Source organism: Ensifer sp. ENS02 (assembly GCF_014851885.1).
GTDB classification, from domain to species: Bacteria; Pseudomonadota; Alphaproteobacteria; order Rhizobiales; family Rhizobiaceae; genus Ensifer; species Ensifer adhaerens.
Window position 1 is genome coordinate 342,831 of sequence record NZ_JACVAO010000004.1, and the last position, 24,517, is coordinate 367,347.

The 24,517-nt window shown below is 63.2% G+C and carries 26 protein-coding genes; 15 read left to right on the plus strand and 11 right to left on the minus strand.

All coding sequences use genetic code 11. The annotated features are described in order from the left end of the window. Positions 1-2 precede the first annotated feature (2 nt). From IB262_RS11205 to IB262_RS11240, 8 genes are all read right to left on the minus strand, one after another. The gene (locus IB262_RS11205) at positions 3-977 is read right to left on the minus strand and encodes an oligopeptide/dipeptide ABC transporter ATP-binding protein (protein ID WP_082566572.1); all 975 of its coding nucleotides are present in this window, start codon (positions 975-977) and stop codon (positions 3-5) included. Beyond that, the gene (locus IB262_RS11210) at positions 974-1,990 is read right to left on the minus strand and encodes an ABC transporter ATP-binding protein (RefSeq protein WP_060521843.1); all 1,017 of its coding nucleotides are present in this window, start codon (positions 1,988-1,990) and stop codon (positions 974-976) included. The genes IB262_RS11205 and IB262_RS11210 overlap by 4 nt, the downstream gene beginning before the upstream one ends. Beyond that, the gene (locus IB262_RS11215) at positions 1,987-2,847 is read right to left on the minus strand and encodes an ABC transporter permease (RefSeq protein WP_060521844.1); all 861 of its coding nucleotides are present in this window, start codon (positions 2,845-2,847) and stop codon (positions 1,987-1,989) included. Before IB262_RS11215 ends, IB262_RS11210 begins: the two co-directional genes overlap by 4 nt. Continuing rightward, positions 2,847-3,797 carry an ABC transporter permease gene (locus IB262_RS11220; RefSeq protein ID WP_034801757.1) on the minus strand — a complete coding sequence of 317 codons (951 nt, stop codon included), beginning with the start codon at positions 3,795-3,797 and terminating at the stop codon, positions 2,847-2,849. The genes IB262_RS11215 and IB262_RS11220 overlap by 1 nt, the downstream gene beginning before the upstream one ends. A 137-nt stretch (positions 3,798-3,934) precedes the next feature. Next, positions 3,935-5,410: an ABC transporter substrate-binding protein gene (locus IB262_RS11225; RefSeq protein WP_090296512.1), complete on the minus strand. Its 1,476-nt coding sequence runs from the start codon at positions 5,408-5,410 to the stop codon at positions 3,935-3,937. A gap of 56 nt (positions 5,411-5,466) precedes the next feature. Continuing rightward, positions 5,467-6,213: a glucose 1-dehydrogenase gene (locus IB262_RS11230; RefSeq protein ID WP_060608116.1), complete on the minus strand. Its 747-nt coding sequence runs from the start codon at positions 6,211-6,213 to the stop codon at positions 5,467-5,469. Between the two features lie 80 nt (positions 6,214-6,293). Continuing rightward, entirely contained in the window at positions 6,294-7,739 is a 1,446-nt protein-coding gene (locus tag IB262_RS11235) for an aldehyde dehydrogenase family protein (protein ID WP_060608115.1), read from the minus strand. Next, positions 7,736-8,419, minus strand: a complete 684-nt coding sequence (locus IB262_RS11240; RefSeq protein ID WP_034801749.1) for a GntR family transcriptional regulator — start codon at positions 8,417-8,419, stop codon at positions 7,736-7,738. The genes IB262_RS11235 and IB262_RS11240 overlap by 4 nt, the downstream gene beginning before the upstream one ends. A gap of 194 nt (positions 8,420-8,613) precedes the next feature. Here IB262_RS11240 and IB262_RS11245 point away from each other — a divergent pair, with 194 nt between their 5' ends. Further along, positions 8,614-9,372 carry a DUF599 family protein gene (locus tag IB262_RS11245; protein WP_090426018.1) on the plus strand — a complete coding sequence of 253 codons (759 nt, stop codon included), beginning with the start codon at positions 8,614-8,616 and terminating at the stop codon, positions 9,370-9,372. 78 nt (positions 9,373-9,450) lie between these two features. Further along, positions 9,451-9,831: a DUF427 domain-containing protein gene (locus IB262_RS11250; RefSeq protein WP_192493559.1), complete on the plus strand. Its 381-nt coding sequence runs from the start codon at positions 9,451-9,453 to the stop codon at positions 9,829-9,831. Positions 9,832-9,896: 65 nt separating this feature from the next. On the opposite strand, the gene IB262_RS11255 is transcribed toward IB262_RS11250, so the two are convergent. After that, positions 9,897-10,808, minus strand: a complete 912-nt coding sequence (locus tag IB262_RS11255) for a LysR family transcriptional regulator (RefSeq protein ID WP_192493560.1) — start codon at positions 10,806-10,808, stop codon at positions 9,897-9,899. A gap of 91 nt (positions 10,809-10,899) precedes the next feature. Between IB262_RS11255 and IB262_RS11260 the strand changes: the two genes are divergently transcribed. Beyond that, entirely contained in the window at positions 10,900-11,859 is a 960-nt protein-coding gene (locus tag IB262_RS11260; RefSeq protein ID WP_060521851.1) for an MBL fold metallo-hydrolase, read from the plus strand. A 150-nt stretch (positions 11,860-12,009) separates the two neighbouring features. Beyond that, a complete protein-coding gene (locus IB262_RS11265; RefSeq protein WP_192493561.1) occupies positions 12,010-12,252 on the plus strand; it encodes a hypothetical protein in 243 nt (80 codons plus the stop codon). Positions 12,253-12,264: 12 nt separating this feature from the next. Here IB262_RS11265 and IB262_RS11270 read toward each other — a convergent pair whose 3' ends face one another. Beyond that, positions 12,265-12,990, minus strand: a complete 726-nt coding sequence (locus IB262_RS11270; protein ID WP_060521853.1) for a glutathione S-transferase — start codon at positions 12,988-12,990, stop codon at positions 12,265-12,267. 150 nt (positions 12,991-13,140) lie between these two features. Between IB262_RS11270 and IB262_RS11275 the strand changes: the two genes are divergently transcribed. From IB262_RS11275 to IB262_RS11300, 6 genes are all read left to right on the plus strand, one after another. Then, positions 13,141-14,142 carry a LacI family DNA-binding transcriptional regulator gene (locus IB262_RS11275; RefSeq protein ID WP_060521854.1) on the plus strand — a complete coding sequence of 334 codons (1,002 nt, stop codon included), beginning with the start codon at positions 13,141-13,143 and terminating at the stop codon, positions 14,140-14,142. A 146-nt stretch (positions 14,143-14,288) separates the two neighbouring features. Then, positions 14,289-15,323: a sterol desaturase family protein gene (locus IB262_RS11280; protein WP_060584590.1), complete on the plus strand. Its 1,035-nt coding sequence runs from the start codon at positions 14,289-14,291 to the stop codon at positions 15,321-15,323. Between the two features lie 8 nt (positions 15,324-15,331). Continuing rightward, entirely contained in the window at positions 15,332-15,643 is a 312-nt protein-coding gene (locus tag IB262_RS11285) for a MocE family 2Fe-2S type ferredoxin (protein WP_034801776.1), read from the plus strand. 79 nt (positions 15,644-15,722) lie between these two features. After that, positions 15,723-16,667 carry a substrate-binding domain-containing protein gene (locus IB262_RS11290; protein ID WP_060529331.1) on the plus strand — a complete coding sequence of 315 codons (945 nt, stop codon included), beginning with the start codon at positions 15,723-15,725 and terminating at the stop codon, positions 16,665-16,667. A gap of 222 nt (positions 16,668-16,889) precedes the next feature. Next, complete coding sequence (locus IB262_RS11295) at positions 16,890-18,095, plus strand: FAD-dependent oxidoreductase (RefSeq protein ID WP_113136389.1); 1,206 nt, start codon at positions 16,890-16,892, stop codon at positions 18,093-18,095. Continuing rightward, the gene (locus IB262_RS11300) at positions 18,095-18,976 is read left to right on the plus strand and encodes a sugar phosphate isomerase/epimerase (protein ID WP_192493562.1); all 882 of its coding nucleotides are present in this window, start codon (positions 18,095-18,097) and stop codon (positions 18,974-18,976) included. The genes IB262_RS11295 and IB262_RS11300 overlap by 1 nt, the downstream gene beginning before the upstream one ends. Here the strand turns inward: IB262_RS11300 and IB262_RS11305 are convergent. Continuing rightward, positions 18,969-19,910: a LysR family transcriptional regulator gene (locus IB262_RS11305; protein WP_034801727.1), complete on the minus strand. Its 942-nt coding sequence runs from the start codon at positions 19,908-19,910 to the stop codon at positions 18,969-18,971. The genes IB262_RS11300 and IB262_RS11305 overlap by 8 nt on opposite strands. Before the next feature lie 152 nt (positions 19,911-20,062). On the opposite strand from IB262_RS11305, the gene IB262_RS11310 reads away from it, so the two are divergent. From IB262_RS11310 to benB, 5 genes are all read left to right on the plus strand, one after another. Continuing rightward, on the plus strand, positions 20,063-21,244 hold the full coding sequence (locus IB262_RS11310) for a muconate/chloromuconate family cycloisomerase (RefSeq protein WP_192493563.1): 1,182 nt from the start codon (positions 20,063-20,065) through the stop codon (positions 21,242-21,244). Positions 21,245-21,254: 10 nt separating this feature from the next. Beyond that, positions 21,255-21,545 carry a muconolactone Delta-isomerase gene (gene catC / locus IB262_RS11315; protein ID WP_034801725.1) on the plus strand — a complete coding sequence of 97 codons (291 nt, stop codon included), beginning with the start codon at positions 21,255-21,257 and terminating at the stop codon, positions 21,543-21,545. Positions 21,546-21,620: 75 nt separating this feature from the next. Beyond that, a complete protein-coding gene (gene catA, locus IB262_RS11320) occupies positions 21,621-22,559 on the plus strand; it encodes a catechol 1,2-dioxygenase (RefSeq protein WP_034801723.1) in 939 nt (312 codons plus the stop codon). Positions 22,560-22,659: 100 nt separating this feature from the next. Further along, on the plus strand, positions 22,660-24,018 hold the full coding sequence (locus IB262_RS11325; protein WP_192493564.1) for a Rieske 2Fe-2S domain-containing protein: 1,359 nt from the start codon (positions 22,660-22,662) through the stop codon (positions 24,016-24,018). Next, entirely contained in the window at positions 24,015-24,503 is a 489-nt protein-coding gene (gene benB, locus IB262_RS11330; protein WP_034801721.1) for a benzoate 1,2-dioxygenase small subunit, read from the plus strand. Before IB262_RS11325 ends, benB begins: the two co-directional genes overlap by 4 nt. The last annotated feature ends 14 nt before the right edge of the window (positions 24,504-24,517 follow it).

The following is a 24,517-nucleotide window of genomic DNA, read 5'->3' on the forward strand; positions in this document are numbered from 1 at the left end:
TCCTAGGCAAAATGGCAGCGGGCGGACCAGGCCGGCGTCACCGGCTTGGCCTCAGGCGTTCGGGTCAGACAGATCTCCTGCCTGCGGGGACAGACGGCAGCATAGGCGCAGCCGGCTGCGGTCGTTGCGGTATGGACGGGCGTTTGCGGCGGCCCAGCGGAACGCACCCGCTTGCGCCGTCCGGAAAACGGTTTCGGCACGGCAGCGACCAGCGCCTGAGTATAGGGATGGCGCGGGTTGTCGAAGACCTCGGCCGTCGGTCCTTCCTCGACGATGCGGCCGAGATGCATGACGGCAACCCGGTCGGTGATGGCGCGCACGACGCCGAGATCGTGGCTGATGAACAGATAGGAAAGGCCGAGCCTTTCCTGCAGGTCCATCATCAGGTTCAAAACCTGCGCCTGGATCGAGACGTCGAGTGCAGACACTGGCTCGTCAGCGACGATCAGGGCCGGCCGGGTGATCAGCGCGCGGGCGATGGCGATGCGCTGGCGCTGGCCGCCGGAGAATTCGTGCGGATACTTGTCGGCCGACGCCAAGGGTAGGCCGACGGCCTCCAGCACCTCGGCGATGCGCCGGTTGCGCTCCGTGGTGCCCGTTCCACGCTCCAGTGAAACGATCGGCTCGGAGATGATCGTCCGAACCGTGTGGCGCGGATCGAGCGAGCCGTAGGGATCCTGGAAGATCGCCTGAAACCCCTTGCGCGCCTCTCGCAGTCCGGCGCGATCGAGCGCGTAGATATCCTTGCCGGCGATCGACACCTGGCCCGATTGCGGCCGCTCCAGCCCCATCACGGCGCGGGCCAGGGTCGACTTGCCGGAGCCGCTTTCGCCGACGATGCCGAGGCTCTGGCCGGCGGCGAGTGCGACGCTGACACCATGGAGCACGCGCAGGCGGCTCTGTTTCGAGAAGATCGACGGGCGCGGCAGGTCGTATTCGCGCACCAGATCGGTGGTCTTGAGGATCACCTCGCTCATGGTGCCACCATCCTTTCGCGCGGATGAAAGCAGGCGGCGCGATGCTGCACATTTCCATCGGTATTGATCAGGTCGAGTGCCGGGATCGCCTGACGGCAGTCGGCCTCGGCGAAGGAACAGCGGTCCGCAAAGGAGCAGTGGGATGGACGGCCAAAGGGATCCGGAACGATACCGGGGATGGCATTCAGCCGCGGGCGCCCACCGCCTTGATGGCGGGAGTCAAGGGCTGCGCCATGCGGCGACGCGGCGAAAAGGCCGCGGGCATAGGGATGCGCCATGCGCGCAAAGACATCGTCCGTGCGCCCGGTTTCGATGATGCGGCCGGCATACATGACCGCGATGCGGTCGGTCATCTCGGAGACGACGCCGAGATCGTGGGTGATCAGCATCAGCGCTGTGCCGGTGTCTTCGATCAGCTCGTCGAGCAGATCAAGGATCTGCGCCTGCACCGTAACGTCGAGCGCCGTCGTGGGCTCGTCTGCAATCAGCAGATCCGGTTCGCAGGCGATCGCCATGGCGATCATCACGCGCTGGCGCTGGCCGCCGGAGAGCTGGTGCGGGTAGAGATCGAGGTCGAAGCGCGGCGCCGGCAGGCCGACGCGGTCGAGCAGCGCACGCGCTTTCTTCTCCGCATCGGCCTTCGTTTCGCCGAGATGCAGCCGCCGTCCCTCGGCGATCTGCGCGCCGATCGATTTGACCGGATTGAGCGCCGTCATCGGCTCCTGGAAGATCATCGCCATGCGCCGGCCGCGATAGCCGCAATAGTCGGCTTCGTCCAAGCCCGCGAGATTGCGGCCGTCGAAGGAAAGTTCGCCGCGCACCCGCATGCGCTGCGGAAGCAGGCCCATGACGGCAAGGGCTGTCATCGACTTGCCGCTGCCGGACTCACCGACGATCCCAAGCCGTTCGCCGCGGTTGAGTTCGAGATCGATGTCGCAGACGATATCGACCGTGCTTTTGCCCGCGGTGAGTTCGACCGACATGCCGGCCATGTGAAGCAAGGGTTTGGTCATCGTTGCCGCCTCACGCGCGGGTCGAGAATGTCGCGCAGGCCATCGCCGAGCAGGTTGAGGCCGAGCACGGCGAAGGTGATCGCCAGGCCCGGGAAGATCGCGAGCCAGGGCGCCTGATAGATGAAGGTCTGGGCGTCGTTCAGCATCTTGCCCCAGCTCGGCATCGGCGGCTGCGTGCCGAGGCCGACATAGGAAAGGCCGGCTTCGGCAACGATCGCCAAGGCGAACTGGATCGTCACCTGAACGAGCAGCACGTGGTTGATGTTGGGCAGGATGTGCAGAAACGTGATCGCGACGTCGCCGCGGCCAGCGCAGCGCGCGGCCTGCACATATTCGCGTTTCCAGAGGCCCATTGAGGCACCGCGGGTGACGCGGGCAAAGACCGGAATGTTGAAGATGCCGATCGCGATCATCGCGTTGGTAGCGCCCGGACCGAAGATCGCGGTGATGATGACGGCGGTCAGAAGCGCCGGGAAGGCGAAGGCGAGGTCGCTCATGCGCATGACGAGACCATCGACAAAGCCGCCGCGAGCAGCCGCCCAAGCGCCAAGCGGCACGCCGATTCCGGCACCGACGAGAACCGCGACGATCGAGACGCTGATCGAGTTGCGGGCGCCGACCATGATCATCGACAGGATGTCGCGGCCGAAGTTGTCGGTGCCGAACCAATGGGCAAGGCTCGGTCCCTGCAGCTTGTCGCGGAAATTCATCGCCGTCGGCGAATAGGGCGTCCAGACATAGGAGACGAGCGCCATCGCCACGAGGATGACGGTGACGGTGGCCCCGATCGTCAGATTTCGGCTGCCGATAAGCTTGGAGATGAGGCTGGGTTGCGCGGCGGTTGCAGGAGCGGACATCAGTGGCCTCCCCTCGACAGGCGCGGATCGAGGTAACCGTAGACCAGATCGACGAGGAAATTGATGGTGATGACGGAGGCGGCAAGCAGGGTCACCAGCGTCTGCACCGTCACGAGATCGCGCTGCGCGATCGCCTGGAAGACGAGGCGGCCGATACCCGGCAGGTTGAAGACATTTTCGATGATGATCGTGCCGGCAAGCAGGAAGGAAAATTGCAGGCCGATAATGGTGACGACCGGAATGAGCGCATTGGGCACCGCATGCTTCCAGAGAGCGCCCGAACGGCTAAGCCCCTTGGCGCGCGCGGTGCGGATGAAATCCTCGCCGAGCGTCTCGATGACGGCCGAGCGCGTGACGCGTCCGAGAATGGCCGCAAGTGGCAGCCCGAGTGCGAGCGCCGGCAGGATGAGCGAATGCAGGCCGTTCCAGATGCCGCCTTCCCAGCCGGCAAAGCCGGAGGCCGGGAACCAGGCGAGCTTCAGCGCGAAGAGCAAGATGAAGAGAAGCGCCAGCCAGAAGTTCGGGATGGCGACGCCCACCTGGGCGATGCCCATGACGACGGTGTCGCCGGCCTTGCCGCGGTTGGCGGCGGCATAGACGCCGATGGCGATGGCGACGGCGACCGAGATTGCCATGGAGAGCAGCGCCAGCGGCAGCGTCACCAGGATGCGCGGGCCAAGCAGCTCCCGGATCGGCACCGAATAGGTGAGGCTCATGCCGAAATCGCCGACGACGAAGCCGCCGATCCAGTGGAGGTAGCGGATCCAGATCGGCTGATCGAGGCCGAGCTGCCGGTGCAGCGCCGCGATCGCATCTGCGTCGGCATTCATGCCGAGCATCAGCACGGCGGGGTCGCCGGGCAGCACCTGCATCAGCAGAAAGACGATGACTGAGGCGACCAGCGTCGTCAGCAAGAGCGACACGAGGCGACCGCCAATGAAGGAAATCACATCAACCTCCCGGAAAGAGCGAGCGTTGACCGGCGCCGGGTGCGTCAATCAACGGCAGATCTGCGTCCGCCCCAACGAGGGGCAGATGCTGGAGCGGGGTGCGGATTTCCGTCCGCATCCCGCTCAATGAAAGTCGATCAGTTTTCCCAATAGGTCTGGGTCTGGTCGTCGGCCGGCACCGGCATGTTCTTCCAGAGACCCTTCACCTTCTTGTTCCAGACGCCGATCTTCGGCAGCGCGTAGAGGAAGACGTTCGGTTCGTCCGCTGCGAGCTTGCGCTGGAGCTGGCCGATCAGGTCCATCTGCTCGGCCTCGGTCGCAGCCAGCGTGTAGGACTTGTAGAGCGCCTTGTATTCCGGGTTCTGGTAGTTGAAGTAGTACTTGTCGCGCGCATAGATATCGAGGTCGCGGGCTTCCGCATGGGCGATGATCGTTGCGTCGAAGTTCGAGTTCTTGAAGACCTGATCCAGCCATTGTGCGAACTCGATCGGAACGAGGTTCACCTTGATGCCGACTTCGCTGAGCATGGCCGCGATGATCTCGCCGCCGCGGCGGGCATAGGCCGGCGGCGGCAGCATGATGGTGATTTCGAGGTTCTGAACGCCCGCTTCTTGCAGCAGTTGCTGCGCCTTGCCGGGGTCATAGGGGTAGGTCTCGTTCAGATCGACATAACCGGGTTCGACCGGCGAATAATGCGAGCCGATGGTCGTGCCGAAGCCCGAGTAAGTGCCTTCGACCAGCGCCTTGCGGTCGATCGCATGGGCAAGCGCCTGCCGCACGCGCACGTCGTCGAAGGGCTTCTTCGCATTGTTGAGCGCAAGCACCACCTTGCCTGAGGTGCTGCCGACCTCGACCTGCAGGTTCGGGTCGCTCTGGAACTGGCTGACCAGTTCTGCGGCCTGGAACATCGGGAAGGCATCGACGTTGCCGGCAAGAACGGCGGCCGCTGCAGCCGAGGGGTCACTGATGAACTTGAAGGTCACTTCGCTGAGCTTGGCCGGTTCGCCCCAATAGTCGGCGTTCTTTTCCAGCACCACCTTGTCGCCCTTCGCCCATTCCTTGAACTTGAACGGGCCGGTACCGACCGGCTTGGTCTTGTTGTCGGCGGCCGACGACGGCGCGATCATGACCGCGTCGCCCCAGGCCATGTTGAAGAGGAAGTTGGAGGCCGGGCGCTTCAGCGTCACGACCGCGGTGGCCGGATCCGGGCATTCGGTCTTTTCGATCGGCTCGAACAGGCCCTTCTGCGCATTGGTGGAATCGGCCGAGACGGCGCGCTCATAGGAGAATTTCACCACCGAGCAGTCGAAAGCCGTGCCGTCATGGAACTTGACGCCCTGGCGGAGCTTGAAGCTGTAGGTCTTCTGGTCGTCGGAGATCGTCCAGCTCTCGGCGAGCAGCGGCTTCACCGTGCCGTCTTCCACCACCCGGACGAGACCTTCGAAAAGGTTGCCGTAGGTGATGTAGCGGATGGGTGCGGCGGCGCCCGCGGTCGGGTCGAGGCCCGGCGGCTCGAGCACCTGGCCGACGGTGATCGTATCCTTTGCCATCGCCGGCGTCAGCGACGCGGCGATGAAGCACGAGGCAAGCGCCAGTTTCGTCAAATTCATCATGGTTCCCCCGCTTTGCGGTTTCGTTGTTTATGGTCCCGGAAATCAGGTCGAAATAATCAGATCGAGCGTCCGCCGTCGACGTCGAGCGCCACGCCGGTGATCATCGACGCCTGCGGCGAGGCGACGAAGAAGGCGGCCTCCGCAAGGTCTTCCGGCTTCAGCAGGCGTCCGAGCGGAATGGAATCGCGGAACTTCTTGCGGATTTCCTCGGAGTCCTCGCCCATGAAGGTGGTCAGCAGCGGCGTTTCGCCGGCAACCGGGTTGAGCGCGACAACGCGGATGTTGAAGGGCGCGAGTTCGATCGCGAGCGCCTTGGTGGCAGAAACGACCCAGCCCTTGGTCGCGTTGTACCAGGCAAGGTTGGGACGCGGCCGGTTGGCGCCGGTCGAAGCGATGTTGACGATAACGCCCGCCTTGTTTTCCTTCATGTGCGCCAGCAGCGCCCGCGTCATCAGGTAGACGCCGCGCACATTGACGCCGAGGATACGGTCGAATTCGTCGGGCTCGACCAGCTCGGCATTCTGCGGCTTGTGGCCGATGCCGGCATTGTTGATCAGGATATCGACGTGCCCGAACTGCTTGAGACCCGCCGCAACGGCCGCGTTAACGTCGGCTTCCTTGGCGATATCGGCAACCACGGCGATGGCATTGCTGCCGAGTTGCTTGGTGACGCGCTCTGCACCCGCAGCATCGCGATCGACGACGATGACCTTGGCGCCGCCTTCGACGAAGCGCTTGGCAATGCCTTCGCCGAAACCGGAGCCTGCGCCGGTGATGAGAGCGACTTTACCTTCCAGTGACACTTTGTTGTTCCTCCCAAGGAGACTTAGATCATGGGTTGGAGCGCGATGCGGGTGGAACGCCGCCTGCGGTTTTGCGCGCTCTAGCCGTGGTAGACAGAGATGGTTTTCATGCTGGCAAAGCCGTAGAGGGCCTCAAAACCCTTCTCGCGGCCATGGCCCGATTTCTTGACGCCGCCGAAGGGCAGCTCGACGCCGCCGCCGGCGCCGTAATTGTTGATGAAGACCTGGCCGGCGTGCACGGCGCGCGCCATGCGCAACTGCCGGCCGCCGTCATTGGTCCAGACGCCGCAGACGAGGCCATAGTCGGTGCCGTTGGCAAGTCGAATGGCTTCCTCCTCGCCGTCGAAGGGCATGATCACCTGAACCGGGCCGAAGATCTCTTCCTGCACCGTGCGGTGTTGGTGCGGCACGTCGCGCAGCAACGTCGGCGCGACATAGGCGCCCTCGGCCGGCGCGTCGGCGACGATCTCGCCCTGCGCTGCGACCTTCAGGCCATCCTTGGCGGCGTCGGCAAGGAAGCCCTCGACGATCGCCTTCTGCCGCTGCGAGACGACCGGGCCGACCGAGAGATCGCTGCCAGCAGGACCGACCTTCAAGGCGCGGTACCGTTCGCTCATCCGCGCGACCACTTCTTCATAGACGGCACGCTCAACCAGAATGCGCGACGAGGCCGAACAGGTCTGACCGGCATTCTGGATGCCGGCATTGACGAGGAAGGGGACCGCGCGGTCGAGATCCGCATCGGCAAAGACGATCTGCGCCGACTTGCCGCCGAGTTCCAGCGTCACCGGCACGGCGTTCTTCGCCGCGGCTGCCTGCACCATCTCGCCGGTGCGGACCGAGCCGGTAAAGGAGATGTGGTTGACATCGGGGTGTTCCGAAAGCGCTGCGCCCGCCTCCGAGCCGAAGCCGGTGACGATGTTGAGCGCGCCCGAGGGCAAGCCCTCTTCTTCGGCGATGCGGGCGAACTCCAAGATGGTGAGGCAGGCCTCTTCGGCCGGCTTGACGACGGCGGCGTTGCCCATGGCAAGGGCCGCGCCGAGGCTGCGGCCGAGGATCTGCATCGGGTAGTTCCAGGGGATGATATGGCCCGTGACGCCATGTGGCTCGTAGACGGTCAGTACGGTGAAGCCGTTCTGATAGGGGATGGTGTCGCCATGAACCTTGTCGGCGGCGCCGCCATAGAATTCGAGATAGCGCGCAAGCGCCACGACATCGGCGCGCGCCTGGGTCAGCGGCTTGCCGACATCGCGTGCTTCGAGCTCCGTCAGAAGGTCGATGTTGCGCAGCACACCGGCCGAAATCCGGGTCAGCACCCGGCCGCGCTCGGTCGGCGTCAGGCGTCCCCACTCACCTGAGAGTGCCGCGCGTGCCGAACGCACGGCGAGATCGATATCGTCCCGAGTGCCCCGGGCGATGCGCGCAAATTCCTGGCCGTTGGAAGGATCCCTGACGGCGATGAACTCGCCGCCCGTTGCGTCCTGCCACTTGTTCGCGATGAAATTGCCGTAGGTCTTCACAGTCATGCCTCTTTGTCAGTCCCGCGCTCTTCAAGCAGCGCCTTCAATCTCATGGCCGTCGCGTTGATGTGGGCGCGGGCCAGTTTCTCGGATTCATCAAGGTTCCGTGCGGCGATCGCCTCGACGATCAGCCCGTGTTCGGCGACCGCAGTGCTCGCCCGCTCGCTCGAAAGCGAAAAGGCTGGGGCAAAAACCTGCGAGGTCATGCGCAGAAGCGGCCCGAGCGGCGCCAGCGACGCATTGCGCGAGGCCGCAACGATCGCCTCGTGAAAGACGACGTTGGACTGTGTGTAGGCGCCTGGATCCCAGTTTTCGACGGTCTTGCGCTGGCGCTCCACCTGCTTTGCCAGATCCTTGATCTCGGCATTTGTCGCCCGCTCGGCGGCGTTGCGGGCCGCCACGCCATCCATGGCCTCACGCACCGCGTAGGCGTCCAGCAGTTTTGGCAGGTCGGCGGTTGCGACCCGGACACCGCTGCCCGGCTTGTTGACGACCAGCCCGTCGCGCTCGAGCACGCGCAGCGCCTCGCGCAGCGGCGTGCGGCTGATGCCGAACTCGGCGGCGATCTTTTCCTGGCGCAGCGTCGCGCCCGGCGCATAGACGCCGGCATAAATACGTTCGCGAAGGGCCTGGGCCACTTCGTCGAGCAAGCGTGACTGGCTTCGCCATTCAAAGGATTGGTTCATCGATCCCTCCCAAGATCGAGGTAAATTGTATCCAGGATACAGGCCGAGTCAATCCGGTGATGACACATAAGTCCCAGGGATTGTCAGCAAGTACTGGCGACGCCGTCGGCTTCGGCAGTCCCGACTTGCGCCGCCGCGTTGACGCGCCGCTCGCCGCGGCTTCTATTAGGAACTGCTATGGTGGGAGGCTGGCCGTGCAGATGCTTGATTGGATTGCGATTATCCTGTTCCTCGTGACCTGGGTGGGACTGGAGCCGATGATGGCGCTTGGTTGGCCGCGCCGGACAGACAGCCTGATGCTGGACATGGTGCGTGTCCGGCAGGCTTGGATGCGCGAGGTGCTGACGCGGGATACCAACTTCATCGGTGACGCCGCCATTCTCGGTCACACGATCAATTCGGCCTCGTTCTTCGGCTCGGCCAATCTCATCGTCATCGTCGCCATGAGCAGTGCGCTTTTCATCCAGCCGACGATTGGCCTTCAGTCGGGCATCATCGCGATGTTCGCGCCGATCGAGCCGTTGTGGCTGTTTCAATGCAAGGTGCTGCTCGTCATGGCGACCTTGCTGCGCGGGCTGTCCGAATTCATCTGGGCGGTGCGGCAGATCAACTATTGCCTCGCAGCGATCGGAGCGAGCCCTTCGCGCGAAGAAGCCCGCGACATCGCCGCATGGGCCCACGCCCTGTCGCTGATGATCAATCCGGCCCTTCGATCCTTCAGCCAGGGTGTCCGCTCCTATTACTTCACCGTTGCCGCCGCGCTCTGGTTCTTGGGGCCGATCGCCTTTCTTATCGCCATCGTCGGCTCGGTCGCGCTTCTCGTCTGGAGACACAGCTGGTCGGATACGGCCAAGGGCGTGATGGAGGTGCGCAAGCTGCTCGACGAGAGCCATCCGACGGCGGCCGCGGTAGAACCCTCAACAGCCGTCCGTTCTCCGGCGGCAAACAGCTGAGGGTTTTTGGCGTGACCGGTTGGAATTGGCCGGCGAGGTAACCACCTAGTATCCGTAACGTTCTGGAGGCGGTCGCCCATGTCAGACAATCCGATCAAGATCCCCGGTCCCGATCATCCGATCACCATCGAGCAAAACCCGGCGCGGGTCGTCGTCACGCTTGGCGGGCGCGTCGTTGCCGACACCCGCAATGCGCTCGCCTTGCGCGAGGCGTCCTATCCGCCGGTGCAGTACATCCCGCGTGAGGATGTCGACATGTCTTTGCTTGAGCGCACGGATCACGCGTCCCACTGCCCCTATAAGGGGGATGCGTCCTACTACAGCATCCCATCCGGCGGCGAGCGATCGCGAAACGCAGTCTGGAGCTATGAGAACCCGCATGAGGCGGTCGCCGACATCCGGGATCGGTTGGCATTCTATCCGGACCGGGTGGATTCGATCGAAGAGCTTCGGCCCTAGGCGCGAAAGCCCGGCCCTCCGCGCGTCGCCGCATGACGGTTGCTGGAAGCGGCGGCGGTGCGACGCTACTTGCTCCGAACCTGAAACGTCTCGCGCACCGCTTTCAGGAACTCCGCCACTTTCGGCAGGTCGCCCAGTTGCTGGTGGTAGAGGTAGTAGAGGTGCGTAGGCGGCCCGAACCATTCGGGAAGAACCGGCACAAGTCTTCCTGCTGCGACGCCGTCAGCGGCGAGCGCGTCGCTGAGCATGCCGATGCCGAGACCTTCGGAGATCAGGCGCTCACCGATCGCCGGATCGTCGACGACGATCGATGGCGGGCGCTCGAGCGTAAAGTGCCTGTTGCCGTCTGACAGCACCCAATGGGCAAGCTCCCGTCGCATGCGTGTCCGGTGTGCCACCAGGGCGACGTGCATGAGGTCCTCGGGCGAAGACAGCGCCAATCCTGCGCAATAGGCGGGCGCGGCATAGAGGCGCTGCTCGATCGTTCCGATCTTGCGGTAGATCATCTCGCTGTCGACGGGTTCGCCCATCCTTAAGGCCACGTCGACGCCTTCGCCGATCAGATCGACATTTTGGTGGGTGGTCTGCACGTCGACCTGGACTTCTGGGCAGAGTTCCGCATAGCGCTTCAGGATCGGTGGCAGGAAGGTACGGGCAAAGGCGACTGACGTCGCGACCCTTAGGCGCCCGCGCGCCGTACCGTCGGCCGGTTGGAAGCCGGCGATGCCGCGGTCGATGAGCTCGACGGCGCCCCCGACCGATTCCAGCAGATGCTGTCCGGCCTCGGTCAAGGAGACCCGGCGGGTGGAGCGCAGCAGCAGGGCGACGCCAAGCGCTGCCTCAAGCTCGCCCAGGCGCCGGCTGACCGTGCTCGGTGGCAGGTGCAGGCGAAGCGCAGCTGAGGAAAAGCTCTCTGAGCGGGCGACCTCGAGGAAAATCCTGAGGCTGTTGAGATCGGCAGATTGGGGGGATTTCATGCGTTTCCGGAACAATTACTTCCACGATCGCAGGATAATCGACCGACGGTTGAATTGATAGCGTCTCGGCATCCAATCGAAGGAGCCGATCATGACCACTCGCAGACAAGCTTTGGGCCTTCTTGCCGCCGCGGCCCTGTTGCCGCTCGCACCGCGGATCGCCTTTTCCGCCGCGCCATTATCGACCGTCGCCAATGCCGGTTACTATCGCTTCCGCTTCGGAAAGTTCGAAGTCACCGCCTTGTCGGACGGCACCTTGGCGTTGCCGATGACAAAGATCTATCAGAACGAACCGGAAGGCGAGCTGCAGCGCAGGCTGGACGAAAACTTCCTCGGCAAGGAGCCGCATCTGTCGATCAACGCCTATCTCGTCAACGACGGCGAACGGCTGGTGCTGATCGATGCCGGGTCGGGGAGCCTGCTCGGCATTGCCGCCGGCAAGCTCTTGAGGCATCTCACGGCCTCCGGCTATCGCGCCGACCAGGTCGACGCGGTGATCCTGACCCATGTGCACGCCGACCACTCGGGCGGCCTCACCATCGACGGCAAAGCACAATTCCCGAATGCCGAGATCCATCTCGCCGAGCGCGAATACCGCTACTGGATCGAGCGGGAGGGCGTGACGGCGCTGACCGAGGCGCAGAAGACCGACTTTCAGCGAGCGCACGATGCCCTGGCCCCCTATATCGCCGCCGGAAAAGTGAAGCGTTTCGCCGACGACGCGGACGTCTTGCCGAACCTCGGATCGACCCTGCGCGCCGGGCACACGCCCGGGCATTCCGCGATCGTGCTGAAAGCGGATGACGGCCAGCGCCTCGTATTCTGGGGGGACGTCATTCACGGCGACTACATCCAGTTCGACACGCCTGACGTCTTCGTCAGCTTCGACGTCGACGGCACCGCGGCGGCAGCGACGCGTGCCGTGGCGCTGGCGGATGCGGCCGATGGGCGATACCTCGTCGCCGGTGCGCATCTGCCGTTCCCCGGTGTTGGCCATGTGGCGCGCGACGAGACGCTCTATCGCTTCGTCCCCTGGAACTACGTCGAGTAGCGGGTGGCAGCTTAGGCCTTGTCTACGAGATGACGTTGCGGACGAAGGTCACGACGCCGTCGCCGTCATTGATGTAGGCATAGGCCTGCGCCGAGCTGTAGACGGTGCACCAACCTCGCCATTCTCTCGGACTGAGTGGGTGCTTAGCCGTTGATCGCCTGGATCAAGCCGCAGTCGGGCACGACGGCGCTTCTGAAATACGACCTGCCGATGACTTCAGAGGCATTCTGCCTGCAACTGCTACAGCGAACCGGCGTGATGTTCACGCCGGGCAGCGCCATGGACATGGGAGGCTATCTCAGGATCGGCTACGCCAACAACGAAGGCATTCTACGCGGAGGCTTGAGGCGCGTCTCCGCGTTCCTGCGGGAGCACCAGGTGGCGGCCGCCTGAGGGGAGTTTCCGTCAGGGCGCGATATCCAGTTCCGGGTAATTGCGGAAGATGCCGTCTTCATTGAAGGCCAGCCGTCGCGATGAGGCGAGATAGGCGGCGATGTTCGGCCGGGCTTTCACCGAGGCGTGCAGTTTCATGAGATTGGGGTAGTCCTCCTCATAGTGCCGCATCGCTTTGGCAAAGGCATAGCGTAGCCCCTCGATCACCTGGAACAGCGAAAGGTCGACATAGGTGACGGCGTTCCCGACTGCATGGCCGCTGCCATCAGGGTTTTGCGCGAGAATCCGCTCGAAATAACCGAGAAACTTCGGGATGCGGTTGGTGACGAATTCGAATGCGCGGTCCTTCGCCTCCGCCTTCTGCTCCTCATAATATTTCGAAGTCGCGATCGGATGGTGCGTGTCATGCACTTCGGCGATTAAGTCGGTGACGGTGAGCTGCAGGCCATTGGCGAACCACTGCAGCGCCTCACCGTCAGGCGCAAGGCTGAGCTTGGGGCCGAGGTAGAAGAGGATGTTGGCGACATGCGAGATGATCTGGTTGCCATCTTTCAGAAAGGGCGGCGCAAATGGCACGTGCGCCTCGGTGGCGCTCTCCATCAGCTTCAGCATCTCCCCGGTGCCGCGGCCCGGCGCGCGCGTCACATCGACATAAGCGGCGCCGGCGTCCTCGAGTGCCAGTCGGACAAATTCACCGCGCCCCTGGATGCCGTCCCAGTAGTACAATTCATAGGTCATGATGCCTCGATCCCATTCTCGATACCCGGTTGATATAGGCGCCGCGGCAGCGGCGGCGAGGGGAGGCCCTGACTTCGGACGCCTGCTCTGTCGAACAGGGGCGATCACATGCTAAGGCGCTATGAACACGTGTGGTGGGGAGTAGTCCAGGTGAGCAAGCCGAACTATCGCGACATTGCTGAACTGGCAGGCGTCGGTACCGCGACAGTCGAGCGGGTCTTGAACGGCCGCGGTGGTGTTCGCCCGGACCTCGTCGAAAAAGTCGTCGTTGCGGCGCGCGCGCTGAATTATCCGCGAACCCTTCCCGAGACCCATCGCGGGCTTTTGCGCATCGATGTGCTGATGGTGCGGCCGGAGACGACCTTCTATCGCCGCCTGTCGCAGGCCTTTCAGCGGATCGCCGAGACGCTGGATCCGCTCGTCGTCGTGCATCGCAGCTTTACCGAGGAAATGAAGCCGGAGGAGATCGCCAGGCGCATCCTTTCAGCCGAGGTTAGCCGCGCCGGATTGATCCTGGCCGTGCCCAATCATCCGCTGATCAGCGCCGCTGTCGAAGCCGTGATCGTGCGCGGCGTGCCGGTGGTCCATGTCGTGACAAGGGCCTCGCACGACTTGGGCGAATTCGTCGGCATCGACAATCACGCGGCCGGACGAACGGCGGCACTCTTCATCGCGCGCATGGCGCGCAAGGCGGGGCCCGTCGTCGCGCTCTGCCACCCGATCTATCAGGTCCATCGCGACCGCCTCAGTGGCTTCTCGGACTATTTTGAGGGGCATCCGGGCGACCGCCGGTTCGAGTGGCTGGGTTTTACCCGCGACGAGGAGCACTATGGCGCCGAAGCGTTGCGATGGGCGCTCGACATGTATCCGGATATGGCCGGGCTCTATAATGCCGGCGGCGCGAATGCGGCCCTGATCGACGTGCTTCGCCGACATAAGCGTGGCACCGAAATCTTCTTCGTCGGCCATGAGCTGACCGACTACACCCGCAAGGCGCTTAGCGACGGCATCATGGACGTCGTGCTCGACCAGGCGCCGGAGGCACAGGCCCGTCGCTCGCTTGACCTGATGCTGCGGCGGATCGGGCTTTCCGAGATGGAGCCGGACACCGCCCCCATTCGCTTCATTACCATCACAGCCGAAAGCCTTTGATCTGATTTGATCAAACAAGCTTTCGCCGTTCCGACCGCCTCCTGCTAGATTTTTATCAAGAAGGAGGCGCTCCGACAGACCCGGAAAGCAACCTCCTTCGAAGGATTTAGGGCGGAGCGCATGCGGTCCGCCGGGAGGAGAGCGCCATGGACGATCTGAAATATGGAACCCGCAACAAGCGCGGCGACTGGGCGCCGAACGAGCCGATCGAAACGGCGCCGCTGTTTGCCTTCCCGCCAAAACTGCTGGCGCTCGTCAAGTGGCTGCCGCATTACTTCTTTCCTTGGAATGCGATCTTCGCGGCGTCGGCCGTCGTCTATTGGGCCTGGGTGATCCCGCCGGTCGAGGCGATGCAGAGCTTGAGCGTCGGCTGGATCGCCTGGCTCTATGCGGTCAACGCGGTTTGCGTCTTCTTCTTCTACGGCGCTTTCGAGCTGCATCTCTATGTGCTGAAACGGCAGGAAAACCGGTTCAAGTACAACGGCAAGTTTCCGGCCGAGCAGAAGAGCAAAGCCTTCTGGTTCGAAAGCCAGAATCTCGACAACATCCTGCGCACGTTCCTCTCAGGCGTGACGATCTGGACCGCCGTCGAAGTCGCCATGCTCTGGGCCTACGCCAATGGCTATGCGCCGTGGCTGAGCTTCGCGGACAATCCCTGGACGCTCGCGCTCGTCGCATTGGTGGTGCCTGTTATCCACGAGTTCCATTTCTTCTGCATCCACCGGCTCATCCACACGCCGCTGCTCTACAAGTGGGTGCATTCGGTCCACCACAATTCGGTGAACCCGTCGCCCTGGTCGTCGCTGTCGATGCATCCGGTCGAGCACCTGCTCTACTTCGCCACCGCCTTCTATCACCTGATCCTGCCGTCCAACCCGATCCTGATGCTTTACCAGCTGCACTACGCGGGCTTCGGTGCCATTCCCGGCCATGTCGGCTTCGACAAGGTCGAGGTCGGTGAAGAGACGCTCGTCGATAGCCACGCCTATGCGCATTACCTGCACCACAAGTATTTCGAGGTGAATTACGGCGACGCCCTGATCCCGCTCGATCGCTGGTTCGGCACCTGGCACGACGGCTCCAAGGAGGGCGAGGCGCGGATGCAGGAGCGCTACCGCAAACGCAAGGAAAAACTCGCAGCCCGCAAGGCACGCAACACCATCGGGGAGGCAGCAGAATGAGCAACGTGATCACCTGGGTACCAGCCTGCAAGCTGGACGATATCGAACAGGAAGGGGCGATCCGCTTCGACCATGGCGGCCGAACCTACGCCGTCTACCGCGGTCCCGACGATAGCGTCTATTGCACCGCCGGGCTCTGCACCCACGAGGCCGTTCACCTCGCTGATGGCCTCGTCATGGACTACGAGGTGGAATGTCCCAAGCATTCCGGCGCCTTCGATTATCGCACCGGTGAAGCCATCAGGCTTCCGGCCTGCGAGAATCTCAAGACCTATCCCGCCGAAATCGTCGACGGCGAGGTTCGTGTGGCGCTCGGCTAAGGCCACCACGCAAGCATTGATCAGGCCCATCGGGCCTCCGGAATGCGATCGGGTGATCCGGCACCCTCGGGAGGAAATCATGAAATCCATGTACCTGGCGGCAGCACTTGCCGCCTTGATGGGAAGTGCTGCCTCGGCGGAGACGATCGGCGTCTCGATGCAGAGCTTCGACAACAACTTCCAGACGCTGCTGCGTGAGGGCATCAATGCCCGCGCTGCCGAAGTCAACGGCGCCACCGTTCAGATCGAAGACGCACAGACCGACATCTCCAAGCAGCTCAACCAGGTGAACAATTTCATCGCGGGCGGCGTCGACGCGATCATCATGACGCTGACGGATACCTCGGCCGCCCCCGGCATCAGCGAAGCCGCTGAGAAGGCCGGTATTCCGCTCGTCTATCTCAATCTAGAGCCGGATAACCTCGGCAAGCTGCCGGAAAAGCAGGCCTATGTCGGCTCGAAAGAAACGGACTCCGGCAGATTGGGTGCGGAAGCTGCCTGTTCGCTGCTGAAGGAAAAGGGCAAGGCCAGTGATGCGCAGGTCTATATCCTGATGGGAGACCTTGCTCACCAGGCCTCGCGCGACCGCACCTCGGCGTTCAAGGAAACGCTCGCTGCCGGCGACTGCAAGGGTGCGACGATTGCCGACGAGCAGTCGGCCGCCTGGACGCGCACCAATGCGATGGATCTCACCACCAACTGGATCACCGCCGGACAGCCGATCGACGTGGTCTTTGCCAACAATGACGAAATGGCGATCGGCGCCATCCAGGCGCTGAAGGCCGCCGGTGTATCGATGGACGACGTGATCGTCGTTGGCATCGACGCGACCCAGGACGGGCTTGCCGCCATGGCCGCCGGCGACCTCGACGCAACCGTATTCCAGAACGCCAAGGGGCAATCGGCTAGCGCCGTCGACACGGCCGTCTCGCTGGTGCGCGGTGAAAGCGTCAAAAAGAACGTCTGGGTTCCCTTCGAGCTCGTTACGCCGAAAAACATGGCCGATTACGCGGCGCGCAACTGATCCTCCTCCTGCATGTTTCCTTAATCGTCGCCGATTGAAGCACAGAAACATGCAGGAATTCAGAGTTTTACAGCGACCTTTGCGCGTCTGAACGGATGCGCGGCGCTGTGGGCCGGCGCACTTCTCCTGCCTGCGCCGGCCACCTTTTTGAACGGGCTGACAAATCTTGCGTGCGGTTTTGCGACCGCCCCGCACGTCAACGCATGATCTACGGAGCAAGCCATGGATCGCATCGTCATAATCGGCGCCGGGGAATCCGGCACGCGCGCGGCCTTTGCCCTGCGTGAAACTGGCTTTGCCGGCAGCGTCACGCTCATCGGCACGGAACCGCATCTGCCCTATGAGCGGCCACCGTTGTCGAAGCCGCTCAATGGCGCCGTACAGATGAAGCCGATCTGCGGCGCTGAGGCGCTGGAGGCCGCCGGTATCGACTACCGGCAAGGTGTTTCTGCATCCCGACTGGATGCCGGTGACCGCTCCGTCACCTTGAGCGATGGCCGGACGCTCACCTATGACAAGCTGTTGCTCGCCACCGGCGCCCGTCCGAGGCGCCTCGCTTGCATAGGGGCCGAGCGCGCACTGGATTTCCGCACCTACGCCAATGCGGCGGCGATCTTCGCCCGTGCCGAAGCCGGCAGACACGTTGCGATCATCGGCGGTGGACTGATCGGCATGGAGCTTGCGGCGGTGCTGCGCGGCAAGGGCATCATGGTTAGCGTTATCGAAATGGCGCCGAAGCCGCTCGGTCGCGCGGTGCCGCCGCGTTTTGCCGCGAAGCTTCATGCCCGGCATCAGGATGAGGGCGTCACCTTCCATCTGGGGCAGGGGATCGCCGAAATCACCGGTGATGCGGTTGTTCTTTCCGACGGCACTCCGGTGCCGGCCGATATCGCCGTCGCCGCCATCGGCGTCCAGCCGGATACAGCACTCGCGGAGGCGGCGGGGCTTGCCGTCGGCAACGGTATCCTGACGGATGGCTATCTGCGCAGCAGCGATCCGAACATCTATGCATCAGGCGATTGCGCCGCCGTGGCCCAGCCGGGTGGCGGGTATGTGCGCTTCGAAAGCTGGCGCAATGCACGCACCCAGGCCGAGGTCGCGGCCCTCAACATGGCCGGCGGCAAGGAGGCTTTTTCTGCCATCCCCTGGTTCTGGACCGATCAATACGATCTCGGCCTGCAGGTGGCGGGCCTGCCCCATCCGGACCATCAAAGCGTGACACGCCAGCTCGATGGTGGCGAACTCGAATTCTACCTCGATGGCGGGCGTCTCGTCGCCGCCGCTGGCCTCGGTTTCGGCAATGGTCTCGCCAAGGATATCAAGCTCTCGGAAATGCTGATTGCTGCCGGCGTCAGTCCCGATCCGGGAGCGCTCGCCGACGCCAGCGTGAACCTCAAGGCGCTGCTCAAAAGTGCCAGGGCCGCCTGATGCAGAAGCTGCTTGTCTTTCAATCGCTCTGGGCGATGGAGCGCCGGCATGCGGACGGCTTTGAGCGCAGTCTCGAAGAGAACATCGCAATGATCGTCGAGGCCGGGTTCGACGGCATCAGCGCGCATTATACCAATCGGCGCGATGTCGAGCACCTCAATGCCGTGATCCGCGGAACGGGCTTGAAGATCGAGGGCGTCTGTTTTCCTCGAAGCGTCGAGGATTTGCGCCTGACGCTGGAACTGGCCTCGGAGTTTCCGGTGAGCCACATCGATCTGCAGGCCGATGTTCGCCCGCGCCGGGTCGAGGATTGCCTGCCGCTGCTTGACGGCTGGGCCAGGCTTGCTGAGGAAATGGATGTTCCCGTCTATATCGAAACCCACCGTCACCGGATCACCAACGACCTCCTCTTCACGCTCGACCTGCTCGACCGGCGGCCCGATCTGCCGCTCTTGGCCGACCTCTCGCACTATCTCGTTGGCCGGGAATTCGCCTTTCCGGTGGAAGACGAAAGCCACGCCCAGATCCAACGCATTCTGCGCAACGCCGGCGCCTTCCACGGCCGTATCGGCTCCTGCCAGCAGATCCAGATCGAGCTTTCCTTTCCCCACCATCTGCCCTGGGTCGCTCTCTTCCGCGAGTGGTGGGACTACGGCTTCCGGCACTGGCGCTCCCACGCTGCCAACGATGCCGAGCTGGTCATGACCTGCGAACTCGGCCCAAGGCCCTATGCCATCACCGACAGGCACGGTAACGATACGACTGATCGCTGGGCCGAGGCGCTTTTGCTTCGCGAGATGGCCTGCGAGATCTGGGCGGAAAGTGCCAATTCCCCGACGGGTGAAGCACGGGATCTGAGGACGCCTGAACTCGTCATTTAACGAAGGACGGCCGGAACGGCAGATTGTGCTCGAGGCCGAGCCAGGGCGGGTTTTCCGCATACATTTCCACGATCAGCGCCTTGATCAGCTCGATGTAACGGGAATTGTCGCCGACCCGATGGTTGAGGATGACGGGTGAGGTCGCCCGCTCGCCCTCGATCATGCGATAGTGCAGATCGGAGCGGACCTGACGCGCAGAGGACGGGACGATACAAAGTCCGGCATCCGAGGCGACGAGGCCAAGCGCACTCTGGATCTCACGCACCTCATGCACCTCGGCCGGGCGCACATCCTGCGCGTGGAGCAGGCTCAACACGTGATCGGCATAGCTCGGGCGCGGTTCCTTCGGGTAGACGATCAGTTTTTGCCCGGCAACCGCACTCAACGGAAGCGGAGATGTGTCATCGGCAAACGGCGTGCCCTGCGGTATCGCCAAGGCGAGGCGCTCTTCCCGCATGAGGATGCCGGCGACATTGGGATCGTTGTGATGCAGCCGCCCGAAGCCGACATCGATCCGGCCTTCCTTCAGCGCCGCGATCTGCTGCACCGACACCATCTCCAACAGCCGGATATCGAGTTCCGGCGCGTTCTGCCTGAGCTTGCGCACCAGCGTCGGCAGCCCGCCATAGAGCGTGGACGCGACGAAGCCGATCGACAGCACGCGGTTCTGGTTGAGACCGACGCGGCGGGTCGCCTCTACCATCTGTTCCACCCGGCCGAGCACTTGCAGCGATTGTTCGTAAAACAATCGCCCCGCTTCCGTCAGCCGCACCGGCCGGCTCTTGCGGATGATCAGCGGCACGCCCAGTTCTTCCTCAAGAAGCTGGATCTGCCGGCTCAAGGGCGGCTGGGCGATGTGCAGCTGCTCGGCAGCGCGGGTGAAGTTGCGCTCGCGGGCGACGGCGACGAAGTAGCGAAGCTGGCGCAGATCCAATGTTACAGCCCCCATTTTCCTACCGTTGCGGTATGTTGCAGTGCGGCAAGCGCATGAATGCGCGTAATCTTTGCCATACTATACCGTCAAGGTATCATAGGTAACCTATTTGGTGTTGGACGTCACCCGCTGCGTGGGCGCACATTCAGGTCATGAACACGACCCTTGCACCCATCGCCCCGACAGCAGCCCTCTTCCCCGTGATCGAACGGGTCGAGACCATGCTGGTCGACCTGCCGACCATCCGGCCGCACAAGCTGTCGGTCGCGACCATGACCGGCCAGACGCTGATGCTGGTGAAGGTCCATTGCAGCGACGGAACGGTCGGCATTGGCGAGGGTACGACGATCGGCGGGCTTGCCTATGGCGGCGAGAGCCCGGAAAGCATGAAGCTTGCGATCGATACCTATTTTGCGCCTGTCATGGTCAGTGAGGACGCGACCCACGTGAAGGCGCTGATGGCGCGCATCGGCAAGGCGATCAAGGAAAACCGTTTCGCCAAGAGCGCGGTGGAAACGGCGCTGCTCGACGCCCATGGAAAGCGCTTGGGTCTGCCGATCAGCGAACTGCTCGGCGGGGCACTGCGCAAGCGCCTGGCGGTCGCCTGGACGCTGGCGTCGGGTGACACGGCCAAGGATATCGCCGAGGCCGAGAAGATGCTCGAGCTACGCCGTCATCGGATCTTCAAGCTGAAGATCGGTGCCAGGCCGCTGAAGGACGATATCGCCCATGTGGCGGCGATCAAGAAGGCGCTCGGCGAGCGCGGCGCGGTGCGCGTCGACGTCAACATGGCCTGGAGCGAATTTGAGGCCGCCTACGGCATGGCAGCGCTCGCCGATGCCGGATGTGAACTGGTCGAGCAGCCGGTGGCTTCGACCGCAGCGCTCGGTCGCCTCGTCCGCCGTTTCCCGCTGGCGCTGATGGCCGACGAGTCCCTCACCGGACCCGAGAGCGCCTTCGAGATCGCCAAGACCAAGGGGGCCGACGTCTTCGCGGTCAAGATCGAACAGAGCGGAGGTCTGTTCAATGCGCAGCGCGTGGCGGTCATCGCCGATGCCGCGGGCATTGAACTCTATGGCGGCACGATGCTGGAAGGTGGTGTCGGCACAGTGGCGTCAGCCCACGTGTTTTCCACCTTCGCCAAGCTGCAATGGGGCACGGAGCTCTTCGGTCCGCTGCTTTTGACCGAGGAAATTCTGGCGACGCCGCTCGACTACAGCGACTTCGAGCTGACGGTGCCGGATGCTCCAGGGCTCGGGATCGAACTCGATGAAGATCGGCTGAAATTCTTCGCGCGCGACGGGCTGCGCAAGACGATCAGCGTTGCGAAGTAAGGACTGAACCATGCTGTTTCACGTCAGAATGGATGTTCGCATTCCCCACGATCTGCCTGCCGAGCAGGCGGCGGAGATCCTCGCCCGGGAAAAGGCCTATTCGCAACAGCTGCAGCAGAGCGGCAAGTGGCGGCATATCTGGCGGATCGCCGGGCAGTACGCGAACTACAGCGTCTTCGACGTGAAGGACAATGCCGAGCTGCACGAGATCCTCTCGGGGCTGCCGCTGTTCAAGTTCATGCAGATCGAGGTCACGCCGCTGCTTCGGCACCCATCCTCGATCCGCGAGGACGATAGCTGAGAATTTGTGCGTGCCGCGGCCGGGAGGTTTGGCAAGCGGCTTGAGCTTCAAGACAATCCAAGTGGAGGAATTGATATGAACGTGAAGATTTTCGACAAGCCGGAGACTCAAGCTTTCCTGAAGGTTCTCAGCGGCCTCGACAAGGACGGCGGCAACCCGCGTGTCAAAGAGATCGTGCACCGGCTGATGTCCGACCTGTTCAAGGCGATCGACGATCTCGACATCACCCCGGACGAATACTGGACCGGTATTGCCTGGCTGAACGAGATCGGCGCTGCCGGCCAGGCCGGCCTGATCTCGCCCGGCCTCGGCCTCGATCACTTCCTCGATGAACGTCTCGACGCGATCGACGAAGCGCTCGGCATCGAGAATCAGACGCCGCGCACCATCGAAGGTCCGCTCTATGTCGCCGGCGCACCGGCCTCGGAAGGCTTCGCCCGTCTCGACGATGGCCGCGACACCAATGGCCAGACGCTGATCATGCACGGCACCGTCTATGATGCCGACGGCCAGCCGCTGAAGGGCGCGACGGTCGAAGTCTGGCACTGTGACACCCGCGGTTTCTATTCGCACTTCGACCCGACCGGCCTGCAGGCGCCGTTCAACATGCGCCGCACGATCGTCACCGACGCCAAGGGCTGTTACAAGTTTCAAAGCATCGTGCCGCACGGCTACGGCGTGCCTCCGGGAAGCCCGACAGAGCAGCTGCTTTCCGCCCTTGGCCGTCACGGCCAGCGCCCGGCCCACATCCATTTCTTCATCAGCGCCGATGGGCACCGCAAGCTGACGACCCAGATCAACATCGCCGGCGACCCGCTGGTCAACGACGACTTCGCCTATGCGACGAGGGATGGCTTGGTGCCTGACGTCACCGAGCGGACCGACGAGGCGAGCATCAAGGCGAACAACCTCTCCGGCCCCTTCGCCGAGATCGAATTCGACATCCATCTCACCTCACTGGTGAACGGCGTCGACAACCAGATCAACGAGCAGCGTAAGCGCGCCGCCGCCTGATCACCTCTGCGGCGGCCGACTGAGCCGCCGCCCCCTGACATCAGACATTGTTGCAATCGCTAGAGCCGAGCACGGATCAGCCGTTTGCGGGAGAAGAACCATGTCCGCCGTTATCAACAAAGCCCAAGCCCTCGACGACCTGCTCGCCACCGCGGTCGAGGACGATCATGAGGCCGGCACGTTCCGCTGCCGCCGCGACATCTTCACCAACGAAGACCTCTTCGAGCTGGAGATGAAGCACATCTTCGAGAGCAACTGGGTCTATCTCGCCCACGAGAGCCAGATCCCCGAGAACAACGACTATTACACCACCTATATCGGCCGGCAGCCGGTTGTCGTCACCCGTGACAAGACGGGCGAACTGCACGCTGTCATCAATGCCTGTGCCCATCGCGGCGCTATGCTCTGCCGGCGCAAGCACGGCAACAAGGGCAGCTTCACCTGTCCCTTCCACGGCTGGACCTTCTCCAACACCGGCAAGCTCCTGAAGGTGAAGGACGAGAAGACGACGCAGTATCCGCCGCAGTTTGCCAAAGACGGTTCGCACGACCTGAAGCGCGTTGCCCGTTTCGAGAGCTATCGCGGCTTCCTGTTCGGCAGCCTCAATCGTGATGTCACCTCGCTCGAGGACTATCTCGGCGAAACGAAAGTCATCATCGACCAGATCGTCGACCAGGCGCCTGACGGTCTCGAGGTACTGCGCGGCAATTCCTCCTATATCTACGACGGAAACTGGAAGCTGCAGATGGAGAACGGCTGCGACGGCTATCACGTCAGCTCCGTTCACTGGAACTATGCCGCCACTATGGGCCGGCGCAACGAGGAGGGCACAAAGGCGGTCGATGCCTCGAGCTGGAGCCGCTCGATTGCCGGCGTCTACGGTTTCGACAACGGCCACATCCTGCTCTGGACCAACACCATGAACCCGGAGGTCCGGCCGATCTACAGCCACCGCGAGGAGATCAAGGCGCGCGTCGGCGAGGTGCAGGCGGATTTCATCGTCAACCAGACCCGCAATCTCTGCCTCTATCCGAACGTCTTCCTGATGGACCAGTTCAGCACGCAGATCCGCGTCACCCGTCCGATCAGCGTCGACAAGACCGAGATCAGCATCTTCTGCTTCGCGCCGAAGGGTGAAAATACGGCCGATCGCACGCTGCGCATCCGCCAATACGAAGATTTCTTCAATGTCTCCGGCATGGGCACGGCCGACGATCTCGAGGAGTTCCGCGCCTGCCAGCAGGGTTACGCCGGCATCACCGCGCTCTGGAACGATCTCTCTCGCGGTGCGCCGCTCTGGATCGACGGTCCGGATGAGAACGCCAGGCGCATGGGCATCGCACCGCTGCTCTCGGGCGAGCGCAGCGAAGACGAAGGCCTCTTTGTCCGCCAGCACGAATATTGGGCGAAGGTGATGCGCACAGCACTTGCCTCCGAAAAGCAGGGAGCGGTCGCATGACGATCTCCTATGACACCGCCTGCGCCTTCCTCTATCGCGAAGCGCGCCTGCTCGACGACCGGCAATGGGACGAATGGCTGACCTGCTATGCGCCGGACGTCAGCTACTGGATGCCGGCCTGGGACGACGACGATCAGTTGACCGAAGATCCGCAGTCGCAGATCTCGCTGATCTATTACCCGAGCCGCGATGGCCTGGAAGATCGCGTCTTTCGCATCAAGACCGAACGCTCTGGAGCGTCCACGCCGGAGCCGCGCACAAGCCACAACGTCACCAATGTCGAGCTTGTGGCCGATCGCGGCGAGGAGGCGGACTTCCGCTACAACTTCCACACGCTCAACCACCGCTACAAGGTCACCGACCACTTCTTCGGGACCATGTTCGTCACGCTCCGCAAGAGCGGCAGTGAACTGCTGATCTCACGGAAGAAGATCGTGTTGAAGAACGACTACATCCGCCAGGTCATCGACGTCTACCACATCTGACGGCCGTCGCCTGA

Bases quoted from the DNA above. Each gene is read 5' to 3' on its own strand.
- IB262_RS11235 (WP_060608115.1), bottom strand. From the start codon at position 7,739: ATGACTGTGAAGACCTACGGCAATTTCATCGCGAACAAGTGGCAGGAC.
- IB262_RS11280 (WP_060584590.1), top strand. From the start codon at position 14,289: ATGGACGATCTGAAATATGGAACCCGCAACAAGCGCGGCGACTGGGCG.
- IB262_RS11240 (WP_034801749.1), bottom strand. From the start codon at position 8,419: ATGAACCAATCCTTTGAATGGCGAAGCCAGTCACGCTTGCTCGACGAA.
- IB262_RS11215 (WP_060521844.1), bottom strand. From the start codon at position 2,847: ATGTCCGCTCCTGCAACCGCCGCGCAACCCAGCCTCATCTCCAAGCTT.
- IB262_RS11205 (WP_082566572.1), bottom strand. From the start codon at position 977: ATGAGCGAGGTGATCCTCAAGACCACCGATCTGGTGCGCGAATACGAC.
- benB (WP_034801721.1), top strand. From the start codon at position 24,015: ATGACGATCTCCTATGACACCGCCTGCGCCTTCCTCTATCGCGAAGCG.
- IB262_RS11260 (WP_060521851.1), top strand. From the start codon at position 10,900: ATGACCACTCGCAGACAAGCTTTGGGCCTTCTTGCCGCCGCGGCCCTG.
- IB262_RS11225 (WP_090296512.1), bottom strand. From the start codon at position 5,410: ATGATGAATTTGACGAAACTGGCGCTTGCCTCGTGCTTCATCGCCGCG.
- catC (WP_034801725.1), top strand. From the start codon at position 21,255: ATGCTGTTTCACGTCAGAATGGATGTTCGCATTCCCCACGATCTGCCT.
- IB262_RS11300 (WP_192493562.1), top strand. From the start codon at position 18,095: ATGCAGAAGCTGCTTGTCTTTCAATCGCTCTGGGCGATGGAGCGCCGG.
- IB262_RS11310 (WP_192493563.1), top strand. From the start codon at position 20,063: ATGAACACGACCCTTGCACCCATCGCCCCGACAGCAGCCCTCTTCCCC.
- IB262_RS11250 (WP_192493559.1), top strand. From the start codon at position 9,451: ATGTCAGACAATCCGATCAAGATCCCCGGTCCCGATCATCCGATCACC.
- IB262_RS11325 (WP_192493564.1), top strand. From the start codon at position 22,660: ATGTCCGCCGTTATCAACAAAGCCCAAGCCCTCGACGACCTGCTCGCC.
- IB262_RS11290 (WP_060529331.1), top strand. From the start codon at position 15,723: ATGAAATCCATGTACCTGGCGGCAGCACTTGCCGCCTTGATGGGAAGT.
- catA (WP_034801723.1), top strand. From the start codon at position 21,621: ATGAACGTGAAGATTTTCGACAAGCCGGAGACTCAAGCTTTCCTGAAG.
- IB262_RS11255 (WP_192493560.1), bottom strand. From the start codon at position 10,808: ATGAAATCCCCCCAATCTGCCGATCTCAACAGCCTCAGGATTTTCCTC.
- IB262_RS11270 (WP_060521853.1), bottom strand. From the start codon at position 12,990: ATGACCTATGAATTGTACTACTGGGACGGCATCCAGGGGCGCGGTGAA.
- IB262_RS11295 (WP_113136389.1), top strand. From the start codon at position 16,890: ATGGATCGCATCGTCATAATCGGCGCCGGGGAATCCGGCACGCGCGCG.
- IB262_RS11210 (WP_060521843.1), bottom strand. From the start codon at position 1,990: ATGACCAAACCCTTGCTTCACATGGCCGGCATGTCGGTCGAACTCACC.